Origin of the sequence: Chondromyces crocatus, from assembly GCF_001189295.1 — a bacterium.
GTDB classification, from domain to species: Bacteria; Myxococcota_A; Polyangia; order Polyangiales; family Polyangiaceae; genus Chondromyces; species Chondromyces crocatus.
Window position 1 is genome coordinate 5,981,742 of sequence record NZ_CP012159.1, and the last position, 22,691, is coordinate 6,004,432.

Annotated in this window: 19 protein-coding genes; 13 read left to right on the forward strand and 6 right to left on the reverse strand. The window is 68.2% G+C overall.

Features of this window, described 5'->3' with window-relative positions:
* The first annotated feature begins 131 nt into the window (after nucleotides 1-131).
* The gene (locus CMC5_RS21890; protein WP_156338782.1) at nucleotides 132-2,261 is read left to right on the forward strand and encodes a PQQ-binding-like beta-propeller repeat protein; all 2,130 of its coding nucleotides are present in this window, start codon (nucleotides 132-134) and stop codon (nucleotides 2,259-2,261) included.
* Nucleotides 2,262-2,512: 251 nt separating this feature from the next.
* Nucleotides 2,513-3,049: a hypothetical protein gene (locus tag CMC5_RS21895; protein ID WP_156338783.1), complete on the forward strand. Its 537-nt coding sequence runs from the start codon at nucleotides 2,513-2,515 to the stop codon at nucleotides 3,047-3,049.
* Between the two features lie 174 nt (nucleotides 3,050-3,223).
* Here the strand turns inward: CMC5_RS21895 and CMC5_RS44815 are convergent, their stop codons facing one another.
* The gene (locus tag CMC5_RS44815; protein ID WP_156338784.1) at nucleotides 3,224-3,490 is read right to left on the reverse strand and encodes a superantigen-like protein SSL4; all 267 of its coding nucleotides are present in this window, start codon (nucleotides 3,488-3,490) and stop codon (nucleotides 3,224-3,226) included.
* 179 nt (nucleotides 3,491-3,669) lie between these two features.
* Here CMC5_RS44815 and CMC5_RS21900 point away from each other — a divergent pair, with 179 nt between their 5' ends.
* Nucleotides 3,670-4,665, forward strand: a complete 996-nt coding sequence (locus CMC5_RS21900) for a dioxygenase family protein (protein WP_050436053.1) — start codon at nucleotides 3,670-3,672, stop codon at nucleotides 4,663-4,665.
* Nucleotides 4,666-4,702: 37 nt separating this feature from the next.
* Here CMC5_RS21900 and CMC5_RS21905 read toward each other — a convergent pair whose 3' ends face one another.
* Complete coding sequence (locus CMC5_RS21905; RefSeq protein ID WP_050432242.1) at nucleotides 4,703-6,283, reverse strand: sensor histidine kinase; 1,581 nt, start codon at nucleotides 6,281-6,283, stop codon at nucleotides 4,703-4,705.
* Complete coding sequence (locus tag CMC5_RS21910) at nucleotides 6,280-6,948, reverse strand: response regulator transcription factor (RefSeq protein WP_050432243.1); 669 nt, start codon at nucleotides 6,946-6,948, stop codon at nucleotides 6,280-6,282. Before CMC5_RS21910 ends, CMC5_RS21905 begins: the two co-directional genes overlap by 4 nt.
* 571 nt (nucleotides 6,949-7,519) lie before the next feature.
* Here CMC5_RS21910 and CMC5_RS21915 point away from each other — a divergent pair.
* From CMC5_RS21915 to CMC5_RS21920, 3 genes are all read left to right on the forward strand, one after another.
* Nucleotides 7,520-7,915 carry an RNA recognition motif domain-containing protein gene (locus CMC5_RS21915; RefSeq protein WP_050432244.1) on the forward strand — a complete coding sequence of 132 codons (396 nt, stop codon included), beginning with the start codon at nucleotides 7,520-7,522 and terminating at the stop codon, nucleotides 7,913-7,915.
* A gap of 105 nt (nucleotides 7,916-8,020) precedes the next feature.
* Nucleotides 8,021-8,206, forward strand: coding sequence for a hypothetical protein (locus CMC5_RS42815; RefSeq protein ID WP_082363496.1), 186 nt, complete (start codon nucleotides 8,021-8,023; stop codon nucleotides 8,204-8,206).
* Entirely contained in the window at nucleotides 8,203-8,565 is a 363-nt protein-coding gene (locus CMC5_RS21920) for a hypothetical protein (protein WP_050432245.1), read from the forward strand. Before CMC5_RS42815 ends, CMC5_RS21920 begins: the two co-directional genes overlap by 4 nt.
* Nucleotides 8,566-8,578: 13 nt before the next feature.
* Here the strand turns inward: CMC5_RS21920 and CMC5_RS21925 are convergent, their stop codons facing one another.
* Nucleotides 8,579-9,055, reverse strand: coding sequence for a cupin domain-containing protein (locus tag CMC5_RS21925; RefSeq protein ID WP_050432246.1), 477 nt, complete (start codon nucleotides 9,053-9,055; stop codon nucleotides 8,579-8,581).
* A gap of 181 nt (nucleotides 9,056-9,236) precedes the next feature.
* Here CMC5_RS21925 and CMC5_RS21930 point away from each other — a divergent pair, with 181 nt between their 5' ends.
* The 3 genes from CMC5_RS21930 to ybaK are packed head-to-tail and all read left to right on the forward strand — an operon-like array spanning nucleotide 9,237 to nucleotide 10,791.
* Entirely contained in the window at nucleotides 9,237-9,545 is a 309-nt protein-coding gene (locus CMC5_RS21930) for a tetratricopeptide repeat protein (protein WP_050432247.1), read from the forward strand.
* Entirely contained in the window at nucleotides 9,545-10,321 is a 777-nt protein-coding gene (locus CMC5_RS21935) for a thiamine phosphate synthase (RefSeq protein ID WP_063796327.1), read from the forward strand. The genes CMC5_RS21930 and CMC5_RS21935 overlap by 1 nt, the downstream gene beginning before the upstream one ends.
* A complete protein-coding gene (gene ybaK, locus CMC5_RS21940; RefSeq protein WP_050432248.1) occupies nucleotides 10,318-10,791 on the forward strand; it encodes a Cys-tRNA(Pro) deacylase in 474 nt (157 codons plus the stop codon). Before CMC5_RS21935 ends, ybaK begins: the two co-directional genes overlap by 4 nt.
* Nucleotides 10,792-10,827: 36 nt before the next feature.
* Here ybaK and CMC5_RS21945 read toward each other — a convergent pair whose 3' ends face one another.
* Nucleotides 10,828-12,318, reverse strand: a complete 1,491-nt coding sequence (locus tag CMC5_RS21945; protein WP_082362688.1) for a DUF2330 domain-containing protein — start codon at nucleotides 12,316-12,318, stop codon at nucleotides 10,828-10,830.
* A gap of 223 nt (nucleotides 12,319-12,541) precedes the next feature.
* Between CMC5_RS21945 and ileS the strand changes: the two genes are divergently transcribed.
* Nucleotides 12,542-16,342 carry an isoleucine--tRNA ligase gene (gene ileS / locus CMC5_RS21950; protein ID WP_050432250.1) on the forward strand — a complete coding sequence of 1,267 codons (3,801 nt, stop codon included), beginning with the start codon at nucleotides 12,542-12,544 and terminating at the stop codon, nucleotides 16,340-16,342.
* A 25-nt stretch (nucleotides 16,343-16,367) separates the two neighbouring features.
* The gene (locus CMC5_RS21955; RefSeq protein ID WP_063796328.1) at nucleotides 16,368-17,546 is read left to right on the forward strand and encodes a PDDEXK nuclease domain-containing protein; all 1,179 of its coding nucleotides are present in this window, start codon (nucleotides 16,368-16,370) and stop codon (nucleotides 17,544-17,546) included.
* 99 nt (nucleotides 17,547-17,645) lie between these two features.
* Here the strand turns inward: CMC5_RS21955 and CMC5_RS21960 are convergent, their stop codons facing one another.
* On the reverse strand, nucleotides 17,646-18,335 hold the full coding sequence (locus CMC5_RS21960) for an HAD family hydrolase (RefSeq protein ID WP_050432252.1): 690 nt from the start codon (nucleotides 18,333-18,335) through the stop codon (nucleotides 17,646-17,648).
* Between the two features lie 140 nt (nucleotides 18,336-18,475).
* On the opposite strand from CMC5_RS21960, the gene CMC5_RS21965 reads away from it, so the two are divergent.
* Nucleotides 18,476-20,293, forward strand: a complete 1,818-nt coding sequence (locus CMC5_RS21965) for an ImmA/IrrE family metallo-endopeptidase (RefSeq protein ID WP_050432253.1) — start codon at nucleotides 18,476-18,478, stop codon at nucleotides 20,291-20,293.
* A gap of 62 nt (nucleotides 20,294-20,355) precedes the next feature.
* Complete coding sequence (locus tag CMC5_RS21970) at nucleotides 20,356-22,689, forward strand: spermidine synthase family protein (protein ID WP_050432254.1); 2,334 nt, start codon at nucleotides 20,356-20,358, stop codon at nucleotides 22,687-22,689.
* The last annotated feature ends 2 nt before the right edge of the window (nucleotides 22,690-22,691 follow it).

Genomic DNA, 22,691 nt, shown 5'->3' on the forward strand with positions numbered 1-22,691 from the left:
GGATGGGTACAGAGGGCGCGCTCCCCGCACGAAGACGTCGGCGGGATGGCAGCATTCCGTGATCCCGATCGCCCGATCCCGAAAAGCGGGGTGAATGGACGTCGCAGAGAGAACGGAATACAACCCGACGGATGAGGCGGTCTTCAACGCTCTCCTTTGCGCTTCTTTCCCTTCTGTCGCTCGGCGCTTGTGCCAGTGGCGCGCGTCCGGAGGCCACGTCCCCTCGGCCAGGTGGCAGCTCCTCCATCACCGCGGGGGCCACCTCCGAGCTTGGAGCACAGCGCGGGAATACGGTAGCGGCCCTGACCTGCCCGCAGGTGGAGCTCGCTCAGGGCGATGCCCGGAGACCCGGTCTCGAACTCCTCCTCGGCGGCCAGCCGCGTGAGGCGGTGAACCACTTCTCGGACCTGGTCCGCGCACGACCCGCCGATCCAGCGGCCGGGGCACTGCGCGACGCCAGCGAGGCTGCCCTGGAAGCACGGCGTGCGAGCGCCGTACAGCGCGCAGAGGCCGTGAAACCAGTGCAGCTTGTGCGGCTACCCCTCACGCGCTCGTCTGGCTCGATCGGGGCCAGCGGATCCAAGGTCACGCTCACGCGCGAGTCGGAGAAGCGCAACGTCATCACGGACACCGCTGACTGGCTGCAGAGCAACCAGCTCATCTCTCGCACGCTCAGGGGGAGCGAGTCGATGCCTGCCCACGTCGGGAGCACGTTCCGAGGCCAGCGGCTGTCGGAGGTGTTCGTCAGCCCCGATCACGACATCGCGCTGTACAGGGGCACGTCGGACTTCCTCGTCGTGTCCGCGCCAGGCAAGACGCCGCGGGTCTACGATGTGTCCGCGGCCGTCGCTTCGGTTCCCTCGGTGCGATTCGGCGTGGATTTTGCGCAGCTCGTCGGTCGGACCCTCCTCGTGCAGCTCGCCTACAACGGCTACGCCAAGGACGCTGGTGGTCGGACAGGGTATGTCGTGGCCTTCGATGCGGAGACGGGGCGGCTCTCGTGGTCGAGCGAGCCCCTCACCGGGAATCTGGGGAACTTCCATGTCGCTGGTGGCTCGATCGTCGCCGGCTACGGCTTCACCGCAGAGCCGGACTTCCTTCACGTGCTCGATCTGAACACGGGCGAGATCACGCAGAAGATCCCACTCAAGAGTGGCCCGACATGGATCCTGAGCCAGGGCAACCGCCTGATGGTGCGGACCTACGACACGGATTACGTGTTCCGTGTCGAGGGGACCCTGCCACCGGCGCCACCGGCGGAGCTGGCCGCTGCCGTCGACGCGGGAACGAAGGTCCCTCCTGGAGCGGCTGCGGCGTGCTGGGGGCGGGCAACGGTGGCGGCCCTGGATCGTGGCGACGCCCCGGCACTGGCCGAGGCCGTGCAAGGGCTGGGACAAGCGGGCGTGGAACCGGCGGTCGTGCGCGCCCTCGATGTGGCACGCGCGCGGCTGGACGCCCGCGCGCGTGGCGATGGCTTGCTGGATCTGACCGCGACACCGCCCGTGGTGCTGCCTGCTCCCCCGTGGACCTCCGCGGCTCCGGCGCCGCGCCCTTTGCCGCCGGGCAAAGCGCCCACGCTGGTCCGGCTCCGCAGCGTGACAGCCGATCCGGTGCGCGAGGTGGAGACATCCGGCGACCCGAATGAGGAAGACTGGTATCCGCGCCCCTTCGCCACGAGAGATGCGCCTCCCGCGGAGCCGCCGCGTGACGTGCCTCACTCGTACGGTGGAGAAGCGCTGCGGGCGGTCCTGCGGTCCGGAGAATCCCGTGTGCTGCTGTACGGTGGTCGCTACGTGGTGCCGGTGAAGGCAACGAAGGTGCAGGGGGTGTTCGATCTCGACGCCTTCCGCCACCCCCCCACCGTGAATCCTCAGACGAAGGAGTTCGCGGTTCAGAACGTGACCTACGCGCAGGCCGAGGGCAGCGTGCTCCATGTGTGCAACGGCGGTGGATCCTATGCGCGCGAGGTTGGCGGAAAAAAAGGGTTTCTGTCCGCCATCGAGATGCCCACGGGGAAGCTGCTCTGGCGCAGCGAGCCGCTGCTGTGCAACGCGAACTTCGTGTCCGTCGGTGATTATCTCGTCACCGGATACGGCTTCACCGACGAGCCCGATTTCCTGTTCCTGATCCGGAAGGCCGACGGCAAGGTGATGCAACGGGTGAAGCTCGACTCCGCCGCGCACCTCATCCGCCGCCTCCCGGACGGTCGACTCCTGGTGGAGGCCTACGGCCACGCGTATCTGTTCGAGGTGAAGCTCTGAGCCTGCTCGAGCAGCGGTCGGAGGTGCCAACACCCCGTCCGAGGAGATCGCCGCTTCGCCGTCCCGGTATCCCGCTCCTCTCGACGTAACCCGCTCCCTTCGACGTTGGGCTGGCCCATTGCCGCGCCGCGCCAAGCCACGGAGCGACAGTCTGTCGGGACGTCACCTCGTCGCATCGCTGGTTCTCCCGCCCGATCTGGGATACATGCTTCACTGCGGCGGCGTGTGACCTGCGCCGCACTGGAGGCTTCGTGTCTTCATCGACCTTCTTCTTTCTTCGTCGGCAGGACGTGTGGTCGGGCTTGTTGACGGCGCTGATCGGCCTGGGGGGAACTGCATGTGGTGGAGGGGCCGCACCCCCCTCGACATCACCCCCCGTGCCAGCCGCGCCGGCCCTGCCAGAAGCCACCGCCGTGGAGCACGCGGAGCCGTCCACTCCCTCGGATGCGGCGCCGTCAGTGCAGTCCGAGGTGGTCATTCATCACGCCGACATCCACGGAAAGATCAAGGCGCGTGCGGGCAAGCGGCTCCTCGTCGAGCCGCTCGTCGTGACGAGCCGAACCCTGCCCGTGAAGGGCAACAAGGCGAACCTCTACCGGGTCGTGGAGCCCGAAGGGGGCGAGGTGGAGATGCTGCTCATTGCCGAGGCGAACGTGGCCTTGGATATGGAAATGGGCAAGAGCATCGCACTCGATATCGTGGACGAGAAGAAGGACGTGCTGGTCTCCGGCAGGAAGACGAACCATTACATTCCCGGTACGAAGGTCCTGCTCCGCTATGAGTGGTGACGAGGAAGCGTGCTGGCGAAGGCCGTCGTGGTCTGACACCGTGCCGCTGTGACGATCGGGCCAGCGCGAAGGACGCGTCGGTAAAAGCGGTCCGTCGACCTGCGCGCTGGAAGGTACGGTGTGACGACGGTGTCGATGGGCGCGGTCCGCCGGCGTGCGTGCTGTGCCGTCCGGTCAGGGACGAGGTGGAATGCTCGGCTCACCGGGTGAGAGCGTCGGCTCTGGTGGCGATTGTGGGGGGACGAGATCACCTGGCCCCGGTTGAGGCTGGGCGGGCGTGAGTTCGGGGGGCGCGGGCGATTTGATCTCCGGAGGCTCCTGGGGCGGAACGGTCCCCTGGTTGCCGCCGCCGCACGCGGTGAAGGCGATGGTGGCGAGGAGTGCAGTTCCCAGGCGGACGAGGACGAGGGAAGGTGAGGACGGGAGGGGAGAGGTGGCCATCGCGGAGAAGTGTTGGGCGGATTCTCTCCTGCCGGAAGTGGGAGCCCCGCCGCGACGGCCTGACGCGCTCGCATGGGAGGCCGTAAGGGCTTCTTAAGATCTGGGGCTTAAACCTCCTCCTCGAGGTTCGAGGCAATGGCCGGGCGGGCGTGGTGCTCCCGGGTCGTGGAGGAATGACGATGAGCGATGACGCCAGAAAAAAGGGCTCCGACCGATCGTTGACGCGCCGCAAGCTCGTGCAGGCTCTCGGGATGGCGATGGCCGCCGTGCCGCTGGGCCAGCTCGTGGCGTGCTCGTCCTCGGGTGATGGAGTCGGAGGCAGCGGAGGCAACGGAGGCAGCGGTGGGGCAGGCGGTGCCGGTGGCGCCGGTGGCTCAGGCGGCGCCGGTGGCGGCACGATCGACCCCGACGCCTGGGCGACGGGGGGGACGGCGTCGATGAGCGATGACTATCCCGATCCGTTCGCCGACGGGCCGGGGAGTGTCTGCGAGCTGATGTGCGCCGCGACGCTGGGGCCCTGCTATGCGGCGACGGTGGATCGGAAGGACATCAGCGAAGGGGAGCCGGGTCTCCCTGTGCGCTTGGCCTTCCTGATCGTGGACGAGACATGCACGCCCATCGAGGGGGCTGCGCTCGACATCTGGCATTGCTCGCCGGGTGGCATCTATTCGGGGGACGACTCGATCCCCTTCTGTAATGCGAACGATCCGGACGCGCTGGCGGGACGCTGGTTCCGCGGCGTGCAGACCTCGGATGCGAGTGGGCGCGTGGATTTCGATACCTGCTTCCCCGGCTGGTACAGCAGCCGGACCATTCACATCCACTTCACGGTGCGCATCAACGGGGTCGAGTTCATCACCTCGCAGCTCTACTTCGACGACACGCTGTGCGACGACATCGTCGCCACGCAGCCGCTTTACAGCGATCGTGGGCAGCGCGACACGACCAACCAGACAGACACGGTGGTCTCCCCGGAGGACGCGCCGGACTACAGCTTCCAGGTGGCGCAGATGCCAGATGGGGCGATGCTGGCGTGGAAGACGCTGGTGCTGAGGTCCTCGACGGGTGAGCCTCTCTGCGCCTTGTCCGGTGGACAGCCTCCCGGCGGTGGCGGTGGCGGCCCTCCCGGTCCTCCTCCCGGCGAGGGGGGGGGTCCTCCCGGGCCGCCCCCCTGAGTCCCTGACGGCCTCTCCTCGTCTCAAGCAGGTCGTCTCAAGCAGGGAGGCGTGTCCCTTCGAGATCGACCTGGAGTCCACCATATTCCGAAGGCTGGAAGTTCAGCGACAGGCCGTGCAGCTCGGCGACGCGGCAGGCGATGTTGAGGCCGAGACCCTGACCGTCAGGCGCGCGGGTGCGGGCTTCGTTGCCCCGGAAGCCTCTCTCGACGAGGCGGGTGAGGTCGTCTGCAGGGATGCCCGGGCCGTCGTCGAGGACGCGAAGTCGGAAGCGGTCGTGCTGGATGGGCTCCACGACGACTGCCACGTGGCCGCCGGGATGGTTGTGGCGGATGGCATTGTACACGACGTTGCTCACGGCTTGCTCGATCAGCGTGACGTCACCCTCGATGATCAGGGGGAGTTCAGGGACGGCGTGGTCGAGTGAGATCTCGAGTTGGCGCGCGATGGGGCGATGCCGGCCGATGACCCGGGTGACGAGGGCATTCAGGTCGACGGGGCCGCGGTGGAGCTTCTGTTCGCCGGCGTCGAGCTTGGCGGCAATGGCGAGGTTGTGCACGAGCGAGGCGAGGTAGTGCGCTTCGTCCATCGCGGAGACCAGGACGCTCATGTCGACGGCCTCGCCTCGAGCGGTGGACTCCTGGAGCGTGGATAGGTGCGCCTGGAGCACGGTCAGCGGGATCATGACGTCGTGGGTGGTGTTGGCGAGGAAGTCGCGCAGGGCTCGCTCGCGAAGGTCCTTCTCGGCAAGCTGAGTGCGGACGGCACGGCTGGCCGCGTCGAAGGCGCGGCCGAGTTCGGTGATCTCGTCTCGTCCGCCGATGGACACGCTCTCGGTGAAGCCGGCGAAGGCGGACTGGCGCACGGCCTCGGTGAGCTTCCGGATGCGACGGACGACCGGCCCCACGGCGAGGAGGACGGCGACGCTGACGATGCCGACGGGGATGAGCCAGATACGGCTGGCGGGCAGGATGGCCCCGAGGAACCCCGGGCCGGTGGTCCCGCGCGCGAGCACGAAGGTGCAGGGGCCCTTGCCCCACGGCATACGGATGAGGACCTCGACGATGGCGCCCTGGAAGGAGAGGGGTGGGGAGGCGATGTCACGGTCGGAGATTGCCTCGATCAGCTCGGGAGCAAGGGGCGGCGCGCGGTGGTTGTGGGATTCGAAGCGCTCGTCGTAAGCGAACAGAACGGGAGGCTCCCCGGCGCGCGGCGGAGGGCCGGAGGCGTCGCGGTCGGACCAGGAAGGGAAGGGTGGTCTCGGCGGAGGGTCGTCCCAGGGGGGCTCCTCTGGCGGGCCATGGTGCATGGGCCAGGGGGCGCCGGATGGAGGGGCGCCCCACGGGGGGGCCTCTGGCGGGGCAGGGCGCACGTCCCAGGGGGAGTCGGCGCCAGGCGGTGGTCTCTCCGAACGCGGCAGGGGGGTGCCGCCCCAGCGGTCCGGCTCGGTCTCGCACCGCGACTGCGCGCCGGGCTGGAGCATGTGCTGAAAGGCGATGCGGGTGAGGACTTGCTCGGCCGCGCTGTGGCGCATCTGCGAGTCGACCGCGACGAGGGCGACGAGGGTCGGGGCGGTGACGACGAGGGTGGTGACGGCCAGGCGGAGGCGAAGCTTCATGGCTCGCGCCCGACGGCGAGGCGGTAGCCGATGCCCCAGACCGTCTCCACGAGGTTGCCGCCGAGCTTCTTGCGGAGGCGCGAGACGTGCACGTCGAGGGTGCGCTCGGTGCCGTCTCGGCTCGGGTCGAGGACGTTCTCGACGAGCCAGGCACGCGTGATGGCCTTGCCGGGCCGGCGGGCGAGCGCCGTCAGAAAGTCGAACTCGACGCGGGTCAGCTCGACCGGCTTGTCGTCGACGTGGACCTCCCGCGTGGCGACGTCGATCCGGAGTGGTCCGAGGTCGATGACGTCGCCGCGCTGAAGGGTCGGTCGCCTCAGCCGAGCCCGGACGCGCTCGATGAGCTCCTCCGGCCAGAAGGGTTTGGTCATGTAGTCGTCGGCGCCGAGCTGGAGCGCGCGGACCTTGTCCGTCGTGTCGTTGCGTGCGCTGAGTACGAGGACGGGGACGTCGGAGGTCGCTCGAAGGTGCTTGAGGATGTCCATCCCGTAGGTGTCGGGGAGCATCAGATCGAGGATGACGAGGGCGAGCCCCGCGAGTTCGTCGGGGGCCACGCGACGGCCTCGATTCCACCAGGTCGGCTCGTAGCCCGCACGCCGAAGCCGCTCGACGATCTGGGCGCCGAGCTCTTGGTCATCCTCGATGAGCAACACGCGCTCTGCCATGCAGTCCTTCGGCGATAGCCTGCCACGGAAGGTCCTACGAAGATCTTAAGGGGAGGTCCTTCGAGGCCGCCGGGCCCCTCCTTCCCAGAGGGGGGGGCTTTCTAGACCCCCGCACGGCCGATCTTCTGCGCACTGCGTCGTAGCGTGGTAGCGTCCCGCCTCCAGCCGAACGCCACCTCGTCACCGTCGCGCCGCTCGCATCTCGGCGACCCCCTCCCGATGTCGACTGGACGCTCGCCACCGGGGGGAGCGTTCGGGTGACATTTCGAGCAACCGGGACGGCAGCTCACAAACGGTATCGTGAACGCGGGGCGCCGTATCCTTGCAGGGGCTGCGTCACTGGGCTAGGAAGAGGCGTCTCACGAACGTCACTCGGCCCTCGACACGATGCTTTCTATCTCTCCTCGGACAGGGAGAGAGACCCTGGCTCGCTCGGATGTCTGGACGACGCAACGTGTGTCCTCGTGGAATCGTCTACGCAGGACGTCGGCCCTTCGAGCCACAGCGGCTTCATCGGATGGCAGGCTGATAGCGCAACAGTGCGCAATAGAAGCTGCGAAAGCAACGTGTCATGGCAAATCGTCTTTACGTCGGCAATCTCTCGTACTCGACCCGTCAGGAGACCCTCGAAGCGGCCTTCGCCGCCGTGGGTGAGGTGCGTGAGGTGGCGATGCCGACCGACCGTGAGACCGGGCAACCGCGTGGTTTTGCGTTCGTCACCATGGGCTCGGCCCAGGCCGCTGCGACCGCCATCGAGCAGCTCAACGGGATGATGCTCGACGGGCGCTCGCTCCGCGTGAATGAGGCGCAGGAGCGGCAGCCCGGCGGTGGTGGCGGTGGTGGCGGCCGTAGCTTCGGCGGTGGTGGCGGTGGTGGCGGCCGTGGCTTCGGCGGCGGTGGCGGTGGCGGCGGCCGTGGCTTCGGCGGCGGTGGCGGTGGTGGCGGCCGTGGCCGCGACCGCTACTGATTCCACGTTGTCTGGATAGTCGCGGCACGGCGAGCCTCGCGCTCGCCGTGCTATTTCTTCCCCCCTCAAGCCCAGCGCGAAACTGCGCGGAAGCCGGTGCTCAGCATGCAGCGACAAGGTGCATCCAAGCGGCAGAAAGAGCGTGCGCGCCAGGAAAAGCAGCGCGAGAAAGACGCCGCTCGCAATGAACGACGCAAGGACAAGACGTTGAAATCTGTTCCAGGTGAGCCTGGCGAAGATCCGGATATTGCCGGGATCGTCCCGGGACCTCAGCCTCCGGCGGTCGAGTGAGCAACGGAGAGCGGCGAGACGTCGAGCCGAGCGTTCCGCCTCCACCAGCGGGAGAGAAGGTCGAGTCCCCGCGAGACGCCGAGCGACGTAAGTTCATCGAGGAACGCTCGCAGGCGCTCGGTCAGAGCTGGGCTCAGGGCTTTCGTCGTGAATTGCAGCAGCAGGGGCGGGCGGTCGCTGGTGGCTGGCCGGGAACGTTGCGTGAGGCGCGAACCTACGTGGAGCGCGCTCTGATGACCGAGCTGCGCAGCCGCAAGATGGCGATGATCAGCGGCGCTGAGCGCGAGACGGCCGCGAAGGTGGCCTACGCGAGCGCCAGGAGCGAGTGGCGCAAGCACGTCGAGCCCGAGCCCCCCTGAGGGCGCGGCGTCGTCACCAGGGGGTGCCGTCCTTGTGCACGTAAGCGAACCCGCCACCGGGTTGAGGCCGACACTCCATGTCGATGTCGCTGTAGACAGCATGGTCCTGCTCCTCGTCGGTCCCGACCTCGAGGTAGACAGCAGGACGATCCGAGCGGTTGACGAGCTGGTGCCCGTCGGGGCGACCCGCCGGGAATCCGGCCGCCATGCCTGCGCGCAGCACCTGCTCGCCTGCGTCGGTGACGAGGACCAGCTCGCCTTCCACGACGTAGACGAACTCCTCGTCGTGGGAATGCCAATGGCGCTGCGACGACGCCGCGCCAGGCGCGAGCTGGGTGAGGTTGACGCCGAACCGGGTGAGGCCGAGGGCTTTGCCGATGCGGCGTCTGGCGCGGCCAGCGACGGCCAGACGGAAGGGCTCGGGGTAGCCGGTGTTCGTCAGGGGTTCGACGGTGGCAGGGTCGAGGGCAGGCGGCCGGGGATCGGACATGGGTGGAGTTAAGTTCGATCATGAGGCTGACGGCAAGGGCGGGCGGAGCGGGGCGGGCTGATGGACAAGCGCGGACGGAGCTTTGCCATGGAGCACGGGCATCCTCTTGCGGCCCCCAGCAGGCCCTGGTGAGGGCGCCTCGGGACTTGACAGGGAGGGCGAGGTACAAGCGAATCGCGTCGTGCTCGTCGGTCTCCGTGTCTCCTTCGCCGCCGTCGTGCTCGTCGCGACCTTCGCCAACGCGCCCTTCCAGTGCGCCAGTGAGCCGGATCTGCGGCGTCGGCGCGTGGAGGACCCGAGCGAGGTGTTGTTCGCGCTCGCCGAGCGCTTCGAAGCGAAGGGCGAGCGCGACGCCCAGGTGGCGACGCTGCGCTACCTGATCGAGCGGTATCCATCGAGTCGGTTCGCAGGAATGGCGCGTCAGGATCTGGAGTCCCTGGGGGTGCCCCCGACCGAGACGAACACCACCGGCGAGAGGCCGCCCGAGTGATGCGGGCACCGCTCGTCACCCAGATCACTGCGACCTCGGTGGTCCCGGAGGTCGAGCTCGTCACACGTCTCCGGGCGCTCGGGGGGTGGTCGGAGGCGTGGCGTGCGCGGGTGGCGGTGCAGCTCCGAGATCCAGAGCTATCAGCAGCCGCACTGCTGGCCATGGGGCGACGGCTGCGAGCGATCACGGCGGAGCTGGGCATGGCGCTCCTGGTCAACGATCGGCTGGACGTGGCCCAGCTCCTCGGAGCCGAGGGTGTCCATCTGGGTCGGCGCTCGGTCGGCGTGGAGGAAGCACGACGATTCCTGGGTGGGAGCGCGTGGATCTCGGTGGCCTGTCACGATCTTGACGACATCTGGCGTGCGCTGGTTGAAGGCGCCGATGCCGTGACGCTCTCGCCAGTCTTCGCATCCCCAGGGAAAGGCGTGCCCCTCGGCCTCGAGGTACTCGGCGTGGCGCGGAGCACCATCGAGCAGGGACCGGTCAGCCCGGATGGCCTCAATGGCCTCGGTGGGCTCGACTCCACGCAAGCTCACGGGCAGCAGAGGCCTCGGACGGTGGCGTTGATCGCCCTGGGAGGCATCGAGGCGCGGAACGCTGCGTCGTGCCTCGCCGCAGGAGCCGACGGGGTTGCTGCCATCCGCGAGGCGCCAGCCAGGTTGCTTGCGGCGCTGGCCGAGGGAGAAGTCGGCGCGTGCCTGGCCGATGCCGGAGAAGCTCCAGGAGCACTGCGCCACGGGGTTGCCTCGCGGCGCAAGGAGTCGAAGGGACGATGAAGACCAACGCCGCGCGCCTGCTGGATGCGCTGGGCATCCGCTACGAGCTGCGCGAGTACGAGGTGGAGCCGGAGGACCTGCGCGCCGAGACGGTGGCGGCGAAGATCGGCATGCCGCCGGAGCAGGTCTGGAAGACGCTGGTGGCGCGCGGAGACCGGAACGGTGTCTGCTTCGCGGTCGTCCCGGCGACGGCGGCGCTGGATCTGAAGGGCCTGGCGAAGCTGAGCGGCGACCGGAAGGTGGACACGGTACCGCTCAAGGAGGTGCAACCCCTGACGGGCTATGTCCGTGGAGGGGTGACGGTACTGGGGGCGAAAAAGGCCTACCCGGTCTATGCCGACGAGACGATCGAGCTGTTCGACGTGGTCTCGATATCTGCAGGGGTGCGGGGGACTCAGATCCTTATCGCGCCAGGGGACTATCTGCGCGCCGTGAAGGCTCAAGTGGGATCCATCGCTGCGCTGCGATGAGCGCGGCGTCGCGCCGTGGAAGCCGAGGGGGATGCCTCAGCGAGAGCGGGATCGATGACGGCGGCGGAGCGCGGCGGTCGCCAGCGCCGCAGCAAGGATGGCGGGCGCGGGGTTCCCGATGCGCCTGCCGAGTGGCTCGGAGCCTGGCGGCTCGACGGAGTAGTCGCCGCAGGGGACATTCTCCACCTTGGCGGCGACGAGGTTGCTGGAGATGGGGGCCTGACTCGAAGCAGGTTCGAGGCGGAGGTCGTCCTCGAGGGCGCTTGGCGGGAGATCCGCCTCCAAGCGTGTGAGGACGAGATCGCCGGGACGGAGACCGATGAGAGCTCGGCCTACGTCCGAGAGATCGCCGCACGTGAAGGTGGCAGCGGTGACACTCCTCCCGTCCGAACAAGGGCCAGCCTCGCGCGTGCCATCGGGGCAGGTCTCGACCACGGTGAGGTTGGGGTAGGTCACGAGGCGCATGCCGAGATCGCAGTACCCGTACGGATCGCCGGTGTTGTTTTCGTGCTGGAGGACATAAGCCTCGGCGATGGTGGTGGCCGAGCTGGAGGTGTGATCGAACGTGACTCGGATCATTTCCCCGTGAGGGTCATGGTGCGGGGAGACGAGTGGAAACTGGGAGACATGACTCGTGAGGAAGCCACGCCTGTCTTCCCGGGAGAGCTCCTCCCGACGGAGGGTCTCGTAGTTCGAACTCTCTTCGGCGAAGTCCCACCTCAGCGCGTTCCCGTCCAGCGTCACCGAGGGGAAATTCTCCGGCGCGTAGCGTCCCTCCCCGAGGACGTAGAGCGTGAGCGGCACGGTCTCGCCGGCGCCGGCGGCCATCATGCCCAGCGGGACCAGGGGAGAGCCACCGGGGGCCACGACCCGGACCGGGGTCATCTGCGAGACGGATGCGCCAGGGCGCAGGCGCATGGCGATGAAGTCGAGGCCCTGAGCCGCGTAGGCGTCGAGTACGGGAATCACCGCGGAGGGGATCGCGTAGCCGTTGGTCGTGAGCCATGTCTGGATGGCCTCACCGCTGCCCGAACTCAGCGTGACCGTCTGGTAGTTCCCCACGGATCCTTCGTGGAGCACGGTGACGTCCGGCGTCCCTTGACCGAAGTTGCCACGACCGGAGAGGGCCCCACCATCGAGCGCGGCCGAGCCACAGCAGCCGCCGGACGAGGACCCTGAGCCGCTGTCGTCGTGACAGGTGACGAGCGGCGCAAGCACGCGGGGGGCCGTGAACGCCTCGAGGGCTTCGAACCAGGCATCGGTGGACGCCTCCAGGACCGCGCCAGGGCCCACGGGAAGCACCCAGGCGAAGTCGCTGGGGTCCCCCTCGTAGGCGATCTGACTCCAGAGCACGCTCTGCTCGGTGGAGAGCGAGAGCGCGATGCGCTGGGAGGTGACGGTGATGATCTCGGGGGGCTGCCCGGGGACTTCCCGAGGGAAGACGCCACCGCAGGCCTCCGCCACACGAGGGGCAGCCACGGCCATCGACGCGGCGGTCAGGGCACAAGCAAGGTGAAGGTATCGCATGAACCAGTGCTCCTTCGTGAACGGGGAGAATACCCTGCAAACTCCGATCCTCCACTGTCGTTCGTGGTCCGGATCGCTCCATCCAGGGCGTGCGTTCCAGGATGTGCCAGGGGAGGGGACACCCGTGCGACCGCGCTGTCATGGCGGGCGCCCCCTCGCTCGTTGCTGCCCCCTCCCTCGCTCGTTTCTCGACGCTAGGGGCGCCCCTTGCTACTAGCGCCCCATGTCCGGTGATCCTTCGACCCCTACCTCTGAGAGCGCCTCGGGCCTTTTCGACAAAGTCCCCACCGAGATCAACTTCCCGGCCGAGGAGTCGACGATTCTCGCCTTCTGGAAGCAAGAGAGGGTCTTCGAAAAGACGCTGAGCGCAGAGACCCGAGCGACCGGGCCGTCGCGCGGCACCTTCGTGTTCTACGAGGGGCCACCGACTGCGAACGGCATGCCTCACAACGGGCACGTGCTCACCCGGGCGGTGAAGGACGTCTTCCCCCGCTACAAGACCATGTGCGGCTACGACGTGCCGCGAAAAGCCGGGTGGGACACGCATGGGCTCCCCGTAGAAGTGGAGGTCGAGAAGGAGCTGCGCATCCACGGCAAGGCGGACATCGAGGCCTACGGGGTCAAGCCGTTCATCTCGCGCTGCATCGCCTCCGTGTTTCGTTACACCGAGGCCTGGGAGTCACTGACCGACAAGGTTGGCTTCTGGGTCGACCTCGACAAGGCCTACGTGACCTACCACAAGAGCTACGTCGAGAGCGTGTGGTGGGCCCTCGCGGAGCTGCACCGGAAGGGTCTCCTCTACCAGGGCGAGAAGGTGGTGTGGTGGTGGGCCCAGGGGGGCACGGCGCTTTCCAGCGCCGAGGTCGGCCAGGGGTACAAGACGGTCGACGACCCGAGCGTGTACGTGGCATTCCCGCTCGTGGACGAGCCTGGGACGGCGCTCGCCGTGTGGACCACGACGCCCTGGACCCTGTCGTCCAACATGTATGCAGCGGTGCGCGCCGACTTCACCTACGCGGTGGTGGATGCTGGCGAGGCCCTGCCGGGGGTGAAGCAGCTCATCGTGGCGTCCGGGCTGCGTGAGGCGCTGGAGAAGAAGCTCGGCCGGCCCTTGCCAGTACTGCGTGAGACGAGCGGAGCCGAGCTGATCGGGAAGAAATACAAGGCTCCCTTCGATCTGTTCGCTGCGAGTGCCGCGCCGTTCCCGGTCGTCCACAGCGTCATCGGCGCGGACTTCGTGACCCTCGATGCCGGAACCGGCATCGTCCACGTCGCGCCCGCCTTCGGTGAAGACGATCATTCTGCGCACCGGGCCCAGCTCAAGAAGGACCACACCCTGCCGCTTTTCAACGCGGTGAAGCCCGATGGCACGTTCATCGACGCGATGGGCAAGTATGCCGGCCGGTGGGTCAAGGCGTGCGACAAGGAGCTCTCCGCTGACCTCAAGGAGCGTGGTCTGCTCGTTCATGCCGAGACCTACCGGCACGAGTACCCCTTCTGCTGGCGCGCGGACGACGACCCACTCATCCAGTACGCGCGCCCCGCCTGGTACATCCGCACGACGGCGCTCATCGACCGCGCCATCGAGAACAACCAGACCGTCCAGTGGCTCCCGGAGCACATCAAGACAGGCCGCTTCGGTGATTTCCTCGCCAACAATGTGGACTGGGCGCTCAGCCGCGAGCGCTACTGGGGGACACCGCTCAACATCTGGATCTGCACGAAGGACCGCGAGCACCGCCACGCGCCCGCCTCGGTCTCGGAGATCGAGCAGCTCAACCCCCAGGCCTTCGCCCACTTCCATGCGGCGAAGCAGGCCGACCCTTCGCTGAACGACAACCTCATCGTCCACAAACCCTGGATCGACGAGGTGACCTTCCCGTGCCCAACCTGTGGCGCCGAGATGCGCCGCGTCCCCGACGTGATCGACGCCTGGTTCGACAGCGGCGCCATGCCCTTCGCCCAGTGGGGCTTCCCGCACGTCCAAGGCTCCAAGGAGCTGTTCGATCGCGCCTTCCCGGCGGACTTCATCAGCGAGGCGATCGATCAGACCCGCGGCTGGTTCTACTCGCTCCTCATGATCTCCACGCTCGTCTTCGACGAGGAGACGCAGGCCCGCCTCGGCCTCTCGCGCGTGCGGAGCTACCCCCATCCGTACCAGACCTGCGTCGTGCTCGGCCACGTGGGCGATCGCGAGGGCAAGAAAGAGAGCAAGTCCAAAGGCAACTACACGCCACCCGAGGTGATCCTCGACCGGGTGCGCATGGAGTTCGCGGCCGCGCGCGTGGGCGAGGTGAAGGGCGCACAGCCCAGAGATGGCGTGGCACTCATCGCCCGGGAAGACTTCGAGGGCCTGGATCTCGCCGGCGAATCTGCGCGGGTGGTGCTCTACCGGGCCGATCGCACCGGTGAGCCTGTCACGATGGAGCTGCGGCCTCAGAAGGGCATGCCCCGACGCATCGTCGCTCTTGCAGACGCCGATCTCACCCGGCTCGGCCTCACCCCCAGGGAGAACCCGCTATCGGTGATGCCGAACGACGTCCTCCGCCTCGCGTCCGAGCAGCGTGTCTTCATCGAAGACCCCTCGACCCCTGCGCCGGGGGCCGATGCTTTCCGCTGGTTCTTCTATGCCGCCTCGCCGTCGTGGACCAACACGCGTCACTCGCTGACCAACGTGCGCGGCTACCAGAAGGAGTTCGCGATCAAGCTCCGGAACGTCTACTCCTTCTTCACCATCTACGCGAACATCGACGGCTTCTCGCCGGCGGAGGGTAACCCCGACGCGAAGGGGACCACGCCGACCGACCTGGCGAAGAGCGCTGGCTACCGCCCCGCGAAGGAGCGCTCTCTGCTCGATCGCTGGATGCTCAGCGAACTCTCGCTCGCCACGCGCGAGGTGACGGGACACCTCGATGCCTACCACCTCTACGAAGCGGCGCAGCGCCTCGTGGATCTCGTGGACGCGCTCTCCAACTGGTACGTCCGGAGGAGCCGTTCTCGCTTCTGGGCCGCCGAAGGCATGGAAAGCGCCGCGGGAGCTGCCTCCCAGGCCACCGCGGAGCAGGACAAGCGCGACGCCTACTTCACCTTGTACGAGGTGCTCGTTGCCCTCGCCAAGCTGTCTGCCCCCTTCACCCCCTTCCAGGCCGAGGCGCTCTACCAGAACCTGGTACGCCGCCCCTGGCCGACCTCGCAGCCTGGGAGCGTGCACCTCTGCGCCTTCCCCCAGGCCGACGAGGCCGCCATCGATGAAGGGCTCGCCCAGGAGGTGCGCACCGTGCGTGACCTCGTCTCCCTGGGGCTCCAGGTCCGAACGGCCCACAAGCTCAAGGTGCGCCAGCCGCTGGGCAGGGCCGACATCGTCCTCAGCGACCAGAGCCTCACCGCGGCGCTGCAGAGGGAAGAGAACGCCTGGCTCATTCGTGACGAGCTGAACATGAAAGAGCTGCGGTTCCTCAAACCGGGAGAAGAAGGAGCGGAGGTTCGCTACGTGCTGAAGCCCAACTTCCGCGCGCTCGGCCCGAAGCTCGGCAAGAAGGTGCAGCTCGCCAAGCAGGCGCTGGCCAAAGCTGACGCCTCCGCGCTCCGGACGCAGCTCGCCCTGGAGGGCAAGGTGCCGCTCGATCTGGAAGGCGAGCGGATCGAGCTCGGACCCGAAGAAATCGAAGTCGCCGTGGAGGCCTCGGAGGGCTTCGCCGCCGCCGGCGGACGCGTGGGGGTGGTCGTCCTCCACACCGCGCTCACCGACGCACTGCGGGACGAGGGGCTGGGGCGTGAGCTTCTGTCGCGCGTACAAGGGCTCCGCAAGGAGCTGGACCTCGGGTTCACCGAGCGTATCCGGCTCGCGATCGATGGCAGCGAGCGCGTGAAGCGCGTGGCAGACGCCTGGCGCGAGACGCTCCAACAGGAGGCGCTCGCGATCGCTGTCGAGCTGAAGGCCGACGCGGTCATCGGCGAGCGGCGTGAGTTGACCGTCGACGGTGAGGCACTCATCCTGGTGCTTGGGCGGGTGTCGAACCCCTGACGAGCCTCGCTCCCGCGGGTCGGCCATGGTCAGCAAAGGACTGAACTCGGAAAAGCCCAAGGCCAGGAGCTTCCTGGCCCTCCCGGCCGACTACGCCGGCCTCCTCCGTGAGCTGAAGGGACGAATCCGGTCCACACAGGCGAAGGCCGCGGTCCTCGTCAACCGGGCCTTGATCGATCTCTATCTACACATCGGTCGCCGCCTGGCAGAGCAAGAGAGCAAAAAGGGCTGGGGTGAGAAGGTCGTCGAGAAGCTGGCCAGCGATCTTCGCGCTGCTTTCCCTTCCATCCGCGGGTTCTCTCGGAGCAACCTGTTCCACATGCGCCAGGTCTACCTGGCATGGGCAGACGCCGACGAGTCAGTCCAACAGCTTGTTGGACTGATCCCCTGGGGTCACCATCTGCTCCTCGTCGCTCGGGTGCAGAAGCCCGCAATCCGCATCTGGTATCTCCAGCAAGCCGTCGTCCATGGCTGGAGTCGAGCGGTGCTCACCTTCCAGATCGAGTCACGCCTCCACAAGCGACAGGGAAAGGCGCTGTCGAACTTCGAGCAAACCCTGCTCTCCCCTCAGTCCGAGCTTGCACAGCAGACGCTGAAGGACCCATACATCTTCGACTTCCTCTCGCTGGGACCAGACATCCAGGAGCGTCAGCTCGAGCAAGCGCTGGTCGTCCACGTCCAGCGTTTCCTCCTGGAACTCGGCGTCGGCTTCGCGTTCGTCGGGAGGCAGGTTCATCTCGCCGTGGGCGAGGAAGACTTCTACCTCGACCTCCTCTTCTACCACCTGAAGCTGCGCTGCTTCGTCGTCATCGAGCTGAAAGCCGTGCCTTTCAAGCCGGAGTTCGCGGGCAAGATGAACTTCTATCTCTCGGCAGTGGACGCGAAGCTGCGCCACGCTGACGATCGTCCGAGCATCGGGCTCCTCCTGTGCAAATCCAAGGAGAGGCTGGTGGTCGAGTACGCGCTCCGTGGCCTCGCCAAGCCCATTGGCGTTGCCGAGTGGGAGACGCGCATCGTCGAGTCTCTTCCGGATGAGCTGAAGGGGAGCCTCCCGACTGTGGAAGAGTTGGTCGAGGAGCTGGAGAGCCACGGCCCCCAGTCCAACACGCACACCCGCCCTGCATCTGCCACGAAGCTGGAGAAGGACAGCGCCCGCTCAGCCACGCGCTCCCGCCCTGCATCTACCGCGAAGCGCAAGGGGTGACCCTGATACCCCAAAAGACCCCTCCGTGACGTCCTGTCAGCGTGATGGTGCCCCCTCGTGCACGTCAGGAGGCCTTGTGCTCGGGCCACCTCGTGACCGTCACGATGCCTTCCTGAGCTGGGCCTCCGCTCGCTGAGTCCATTCATCATGGTGCGCCAGCAGGTCTTTCAGGTCGCCATAGACGGCCACACAGCCCGCCTCGAGGAGCCTCTCCTCGGACCAGCCTCCTGTCCGCACCCCGATCGCCGAGAGTCCCAGCTTGCCCGCCGCCTCGGCGTCGTAGGGCGTGTCGCCGACGACCATCACCTCGCGCAGATCCACGCTCCCCAGCTTGTCGAGCGCTGCCTCGAAGATGTCCGGGTGAGGCTTGCTTCGATCGGCGTCGTCGCTCGAGGTGGACGCCTCGATGAGATCCTCTACACCCGTCAGCTCGACGAGCGCGTCCAGCTCCCTCTCGTTCGCCGAAGACGCAAGCACGACCCTCCGCCCCTCGCTCGCCATCCGCTCGAACAGCGCGCGCACCCCCGGAAAGGGACGGACCCGAGGAAAGTACTTCTCCATGTACAGCTCGGAGCGCTGCTCTTCCAGCTCCTCCCCGAAGCGCTTCAGCTCCTCGGCGCTGAAGTAAGAGGGCAGGAGCTGATCCGCTCCCTTGCCGATGTCCCATCGGAGCCGCTCCGCGGGGACATCACGGCCGAAGCGAAGCATGGCCTCCCGCCAAGCCTCGGCATGGAGGTCCACAGAATCCACCAGGGTACCATCAATGTCGAACAGGACGGCGCTCACCATGTAGAATCACGTGCATCGCGATGAGTCCTCTCGCCATCGGGGAAAGCCCTGATCCAGGGCTCAGGATCACGTCCTCGGGCCAGGGCTCGCATTCGCCTCCCGAGGCGCAATACGGGAGACCCGTCCGACAGAACCCGCGCATGCTCGGCCGTGCCCGCTTCACCTGCACCCTCCTCGCCTCCCTGGTGCTCACCGCCCCCACCCGGGCCGAGCCCATGGCTGCCGCGCTCATCGCCGTCGACCGAGACGACGACGACGGCGATCGCAGACCCGACGCCGAGCAGCAGCTCGTACCCACCGCCCCGGAGCTCCTGGGGCTGAAGGTGCCAGCCGCTGCGCGCTCGACCCCCGTGGAGCTTCCTCCCAGCCTGCGCCTCCTGGTCGATGGGCGAGCCCTCACGCCTGGCGCGCGGGTGCCTCCTGGGGCCCAGCGGATCGAGCTGCAAGCCCTCCGGCCGGGGAGCCATGACCTGCGCCTCTTCGGCCAGTCCCTTCGCGTGAGCGCCGTGGAGGTCCGCGCCCTCGATGGCGCCGGAAAGGCCATCGACCTGGCGCGCTCGCACGCCTCCCTCCAGCGGACCCCCCCGGATCGACTCGGTGACGATCCCCTCGCCGATCTCGACGATCCGGACGCGCTGCGGTTCCTCGTCATCGGGACCGCCGACGACCTCCCCACCACGGTGGACGTCCTGTCCCTCGCGCCCTCGGGCGAGGTCATGGACCGCCTCGCCGACGTCGCGCTCGGCCACGTCTCCTGCCCCACGGACATCGTACCCACCCTGGTGTGTGGCTCCACGCGTCCAATCCGAGCGGTGGTCGACGACATCGACAGAAGCCACCCCGTCATCGCGGATCGTTCCCTCAAGACCCGGCTCGGGGGCGCACTGGTCGTCGCCGCACCAGGAGGGGGCAAGCTGCAGATGATCCGCGTCGGGGGCCCTCGCGCCTCGGCCGTCGGCCCCATCGAGCGTTACCGGGCGCGCCTGCGGGTCCACCTGGTGAGAGCGAGGGCGGGCGGACGACCCCCGGTCGGCGCCGACGACGCCGACGCCGCGAACCTCATCCGTGGCGAAGTGGAGCGGGCCAACATGCTGTGGGGGGCGTGCGGGATCAGCTTCGGATCCCCCGACGATCTCGACATCCGGGTGGTCGACCCTCCACGCGCCCACCTCCTCGCCCTCGGCTGTGACCACGGCCTCCCGGCCAGCGGCGGTGAGATTCGCTTCCGGGTCGACGGCCGTGAGATCTCCGTGCGCGTGAACGCAGGAATGAAGCCGGCCGCTGCTGCGCGGGTCGTGGCGGCCGCCGTGAACGCTGCCGGTTTCTCGGCGCGCGTCTCCGACAACGCGACCATCGCCGCGGCGGCCCATGGCGCGAGCGACGTCTTGATCCGCCGCGCTGGTGGCGCCCTCTCGCTCCTGGAACCCCCGGCGACCGGCCGCGTCTCCACCGATCGCACCCTGACCGCCTGCCTCGGCGCGGTCGACCTCGAGGACGGCCTGCAGCATTTCGGTGACATCGACGCCATCGCGGGGACCGTCGAAGAGCGTGCACTGATCAAGGCTCATGACGATGGCGATCCCTCGACGATCGACGTCTTCATCGTCCCGAGCTTCGCTGGCGGTGGTCGCATCGGCGAGTCCTTCATCCACGCCGACGGCGGAGCGATCCGGAACACCATCATCGAGGATCGCGCCGGCCTGCGCGCCGACCGCGCCTCCTTCACGCTGGCCCACGAGCTCGGGCACGTGCTCCTCGACGACCCCGGCCACCCGGACGATTTCGGCGCCGACACACCGACGCGGCTGATGGACGCCGATGCGGCGAACCCCTCCGCTTACGGTCCGCGCCGGCTCCTCATCTCCGAGTGCGAGCGCGCGGTGCGTCAAAGTGGCCCGTCCGCTCCCGTCCCGCTGCTCTTGCCCTGGCCGCTCGCGCCCCTCGGCCGCGAGCCCTGACCGAGCCAGGGGCTCGCTTCCTCGGTCAGCGAGTGCGTTCCCTGTGGTAGAGGGAGCCCCCCATGCAGATCTCCCAGAAGAGCGGCCTCTTCGGCGGCGTGGCCCTGACGGCAGGCGCCACCGTGCTGCTCGAGATCGTGCTGACCCGCCTCTATTCCGCGATCTACGGCCACCACCTCGCCTTCCTCGCCATCTCCCTGTCGCTCTTCGGCGTCGGCCTGGGTGGGGTCCTGCTTTACATCTTCCCGAGCCTCGCGCGCCCCCCGCGCCTGTTCGCGCGTCTCGCCGCGCTTGCGGCGCTCGCCTCGGCGGGCACCGTCGGCTCGCTGATCCTGCTCCTCTACCTCAAGCCCATCCAGGATCTCGAACCGCGGGCCCTCCTCCAGGTCGCGGTGATCTACCTCGCGACGTCGATCCCCTTCGTGCTCAGCGGGATCGTCATCGCCGCCGCCATTCGGCATGCCGCGCGCGACATGGCGCGTCTCTACCTCGTCGATCTGGTCGCGGCGGCCCTGGGCGGCGTGGCCGCGATCGCCGCCCTCCGCGTCGGCGCCCCCCGGGCTGCCCTCATCGTGGCCATCGTTTTCGCGCTCGGCAGCATCCTCTTCTGGCTGGGCACCCGCGCGCCTGCGGGAGCGATCTCGCCGACCGAGCGCCGCGGCTCGGGCTCGCTCGTGGCCACCTTCGCCCTCGGGAGCGTCGTCCTGCTCCTCGGCGATCTCGGCGCCCCCTGGCTCAAGCTGCCGAACCTCCGCTGGGTCTCGCTGGACCGCGTCGAACTCCAGGCCTGGAACGAACTCTCCCTCATCACGGTGGACCGCCCCCGCAAGGGCATGGCTTGGATGCGCCTCGACGGCAGCGCAGCCACCGCCATCCTCGACGCCAAGACCACACCGCAGCTCCACCCCGACGAGCTGGGCTACGTGCTCCACAAGGGCCAAGGCCCCTCGCTCATCATCGGCGCCGGCGGCGGACGGGACATCCGCGCCGCCCTCAGGGCTGGCCAGACGGACATCCACGCCGCCGAGATCAACCCCGCCATCGTCGACAAGGTGATGCGCGGCCGCTACGCCGAGTTCAGCGGAAACCTCTTCGACAAACCTGAGGTCCACGTCGTGGTGGCCGACGGCCGCAGCTATGCGCGACGCGCCCCGGTCCAGTTCCGCAACATCGTCATCTCCCTCGTGGACACCTGGGCCGCCTCCTCCGTCGGCGCGCTCTCGCTCTCCGAGAACAGCCTCTACACCGTCGAGGCCTTCCGTGACTTCCTCGACCACCTCACGCCCGAGGGCACGCTGGTCGTCAACCGCTGGGACGGGGAGTTCGATCGCCTCCTCAACCTCGGCCGAGCTGCCCTCCAGAGCGCCGGCATCGCCGAGCCCAAGGACCACCTCTTCGCCTGCAGCCACGATCGCTCGACCGCGCTTCTGATCAAGCGCACTCCGCTCACCCGGACCGAGATCCATGCGCTCCGCACCCACTGCCGCAAGAACAAGTTCCCCGAAGCCTTCGCGCCCGATCGTCCCGGCTCCGATCAGCGGCGCCTCCTCGCCACCCCGACCGAAGCGCGCAGCGTCGAGCGCGACGCCACCACCGACCTGACGCCTCCCACCGACGACCGCCCGTTCTTCTTCTACACCGTCCCGCTGCGAAAGCTCCCCGAGGTGCTGCGCGACGTGAAGCTGCTCAAGTCCGAGCAGAACGGCCTCCTCACCCTCGTCTCGCTCTTCGTCGTGAGCGCGCTCCTCGCTCTCCTGTTCCTCGTCGCCCCGCTCCTGGCCCGCCGCACCCCGGTCGTGCGTACCCCGGACCGCGGCCCCCGCCTGCGGGCCCTCCTCTTCTTCCTCAGCCTGGGTGCGGGCTTCGTCCTCGTCGAGATCGCCCTCGTGCAGCACTTCGTGCTGCTCCTCGGCCACCCCGTGTACGCCCTCTCCGCCGTCCTGGTGATCCTGCTTCTCTCGGCGGGCATCGGCAGCCTCCTCACCGCGCGCGTGCATGCCTTCCACGCGGCCTTCGCCGCCTCGTGGCGAGCCCAGCTCCTCGTCGTCCTGCTCACCGCGGCGGCCTTCGGCCTCGGACCCTTGCTGGGCTGGGGCCTCGATCTCTCGTTCGCCGCGCGCCTGGGCCTGACGGCGCTGGTCCTCACCCCCCTCGGCCTGCTGATGGGCTCCCAGGCTCCCCTCGGCGTGAAGCTGGTGCTCACCCGGGCGCCGGCCCTCTTGCCGTGGTGCTGGGGGCTCAACGGCGTCGCCAGCGTCGTCGGCATCGCGGCGGGCACGCTCATCGCCATGAATCTCGGCTACAGCGCCGTGCTCCTCCTGGGCGGGCTGACCTACCTCATCGCCTCCGCCGTCGTGCCTCCCCCGGGAGACGAACCGGAAGCCCAGGAAGCGTGAGC

What these genes read in the sequence shown, in the direction of transcription:
- CMC5_RS21890 (WP_156338782.1), top strand. Translation starts at nt 132, where the DNA reads ATGAGGCGGTCTTCAACGCTCTCCTTTGCGCTTCTTTCCCTTCTGTCG.
- CMC5_RS44815 (WP_156338784.1), bottom strand. Translation starts at nt 3,490, where the DNA reads ATGGCCACCTCTCCCCTCCCGTCCTCACCTTCCCTCGTCCTCGTCCGC.
- CMC5_RS21900 (WP_050436053.1), top strand. Translation starts at nt 3,670, where the DNA reads ATGAGCGATGACGCCAGAAAAAAGGGCTCCGACCGATCGTTGACGCGC.
- CMC5_RS21905 (WP_050432242.1), bottom strand. Translation starts at nt 6,283, where the DNA reads ATGAAGCTTCGCCTCCGCCTGGCCGTCACCACCCTCGTCGTCACCGCC.
- CMC5_RS21910 (WP_050432243.1), bottom strand. Translation starts at nt 6,948, where the DNA reads ATGGCAGAGCGCGTGTTGCTCATCGAGGATGACCAAGAGCTCGGCGCC.
- CMC5_RS21915 (WP_050432244.1), top strand. Translation starts at nt 7,520, where the DNA reads ATGGCAAATCGTCTTTACGTCGGCAATCTCTCGTACTCGACCCGTCAG.
- CMC5_RS42815 (WP_082363496.1), top strand. Translation starts at nt 8,021, where the DNA reads ATGCAGCGACAAGGTGCATCCAAGCGGCAGAAAGAGCGTGCGCGCCAG.
- CMC5_RS21925 (WP_050432246.1), bottom strand. Translation starts at nt 9,055, where the DNA reads ATGTCCGATCCCCGGCCGCCTGCCCTCGACCCTGCCACCGTCGAACCC.
- CMC5_RS21935 (WP_063796327.1), top strand. Translation starts at nt 9,545, where the DNA reads ATGCGGGCACCGCTCGTCACCCAGATCACTGCGACCTCGGTGGTCCCG.
- ybaK (WP_050432248.1), top strand. Translation starts at nt 10,318, where the DNA reads ATGAAGACCAACGCCGCGCGCCTGCTGGATGCGCTGGGCATCCGCTAC.
- CMC5_RS21945 (WP_082362688.1), bottom strand. Translation starts at nt 12,318, where the DNA reads ATGCGATACCTTCACCTTGCTTGTGCCCTGACCGCCGCGTCGATGGCC.
- ileS (WP_050432250.1), top strand. Translation starts at nt 12,542, where the DNA reads ATGTCCGGTGATCCTTCGACCCCTACCTCTGAGAGCGCCTCGGGCCTT.
- CMC5_RS21955 (WP_063796328.1), top strand. Translation starts at nt 16,368, where the DNA reads ATGGTCAGCAAAGGACTGAACTCGGAAAAGCCCAAGGCCAGGAGCTTC.
- CMC5_RS21960 (WP_050432252.1), bottom strand. Translation starts at nt 18,335, where the DNA reads ATGGTGAGCGCCGTCCTGTTCGACATTGATGGTACCCTGGTGGATTCT.
- CMC5_RS21965 (WP_050432253.1), top strand. Translation starts at nt 18,476, where the DNA reads ATGCTCGGCCGTGCCCGCTTCACCTGCACCCTCCTCGCCTCCCTGGTG.
- CMC5_RS21970 (WP_050432254.1), top strand. Translation starts at nt 20,356, where the DNA reads ATGCAGATCTCCCAGAAGAGCGGCCTCTTCGGCGGCGTGGCCCTGACG.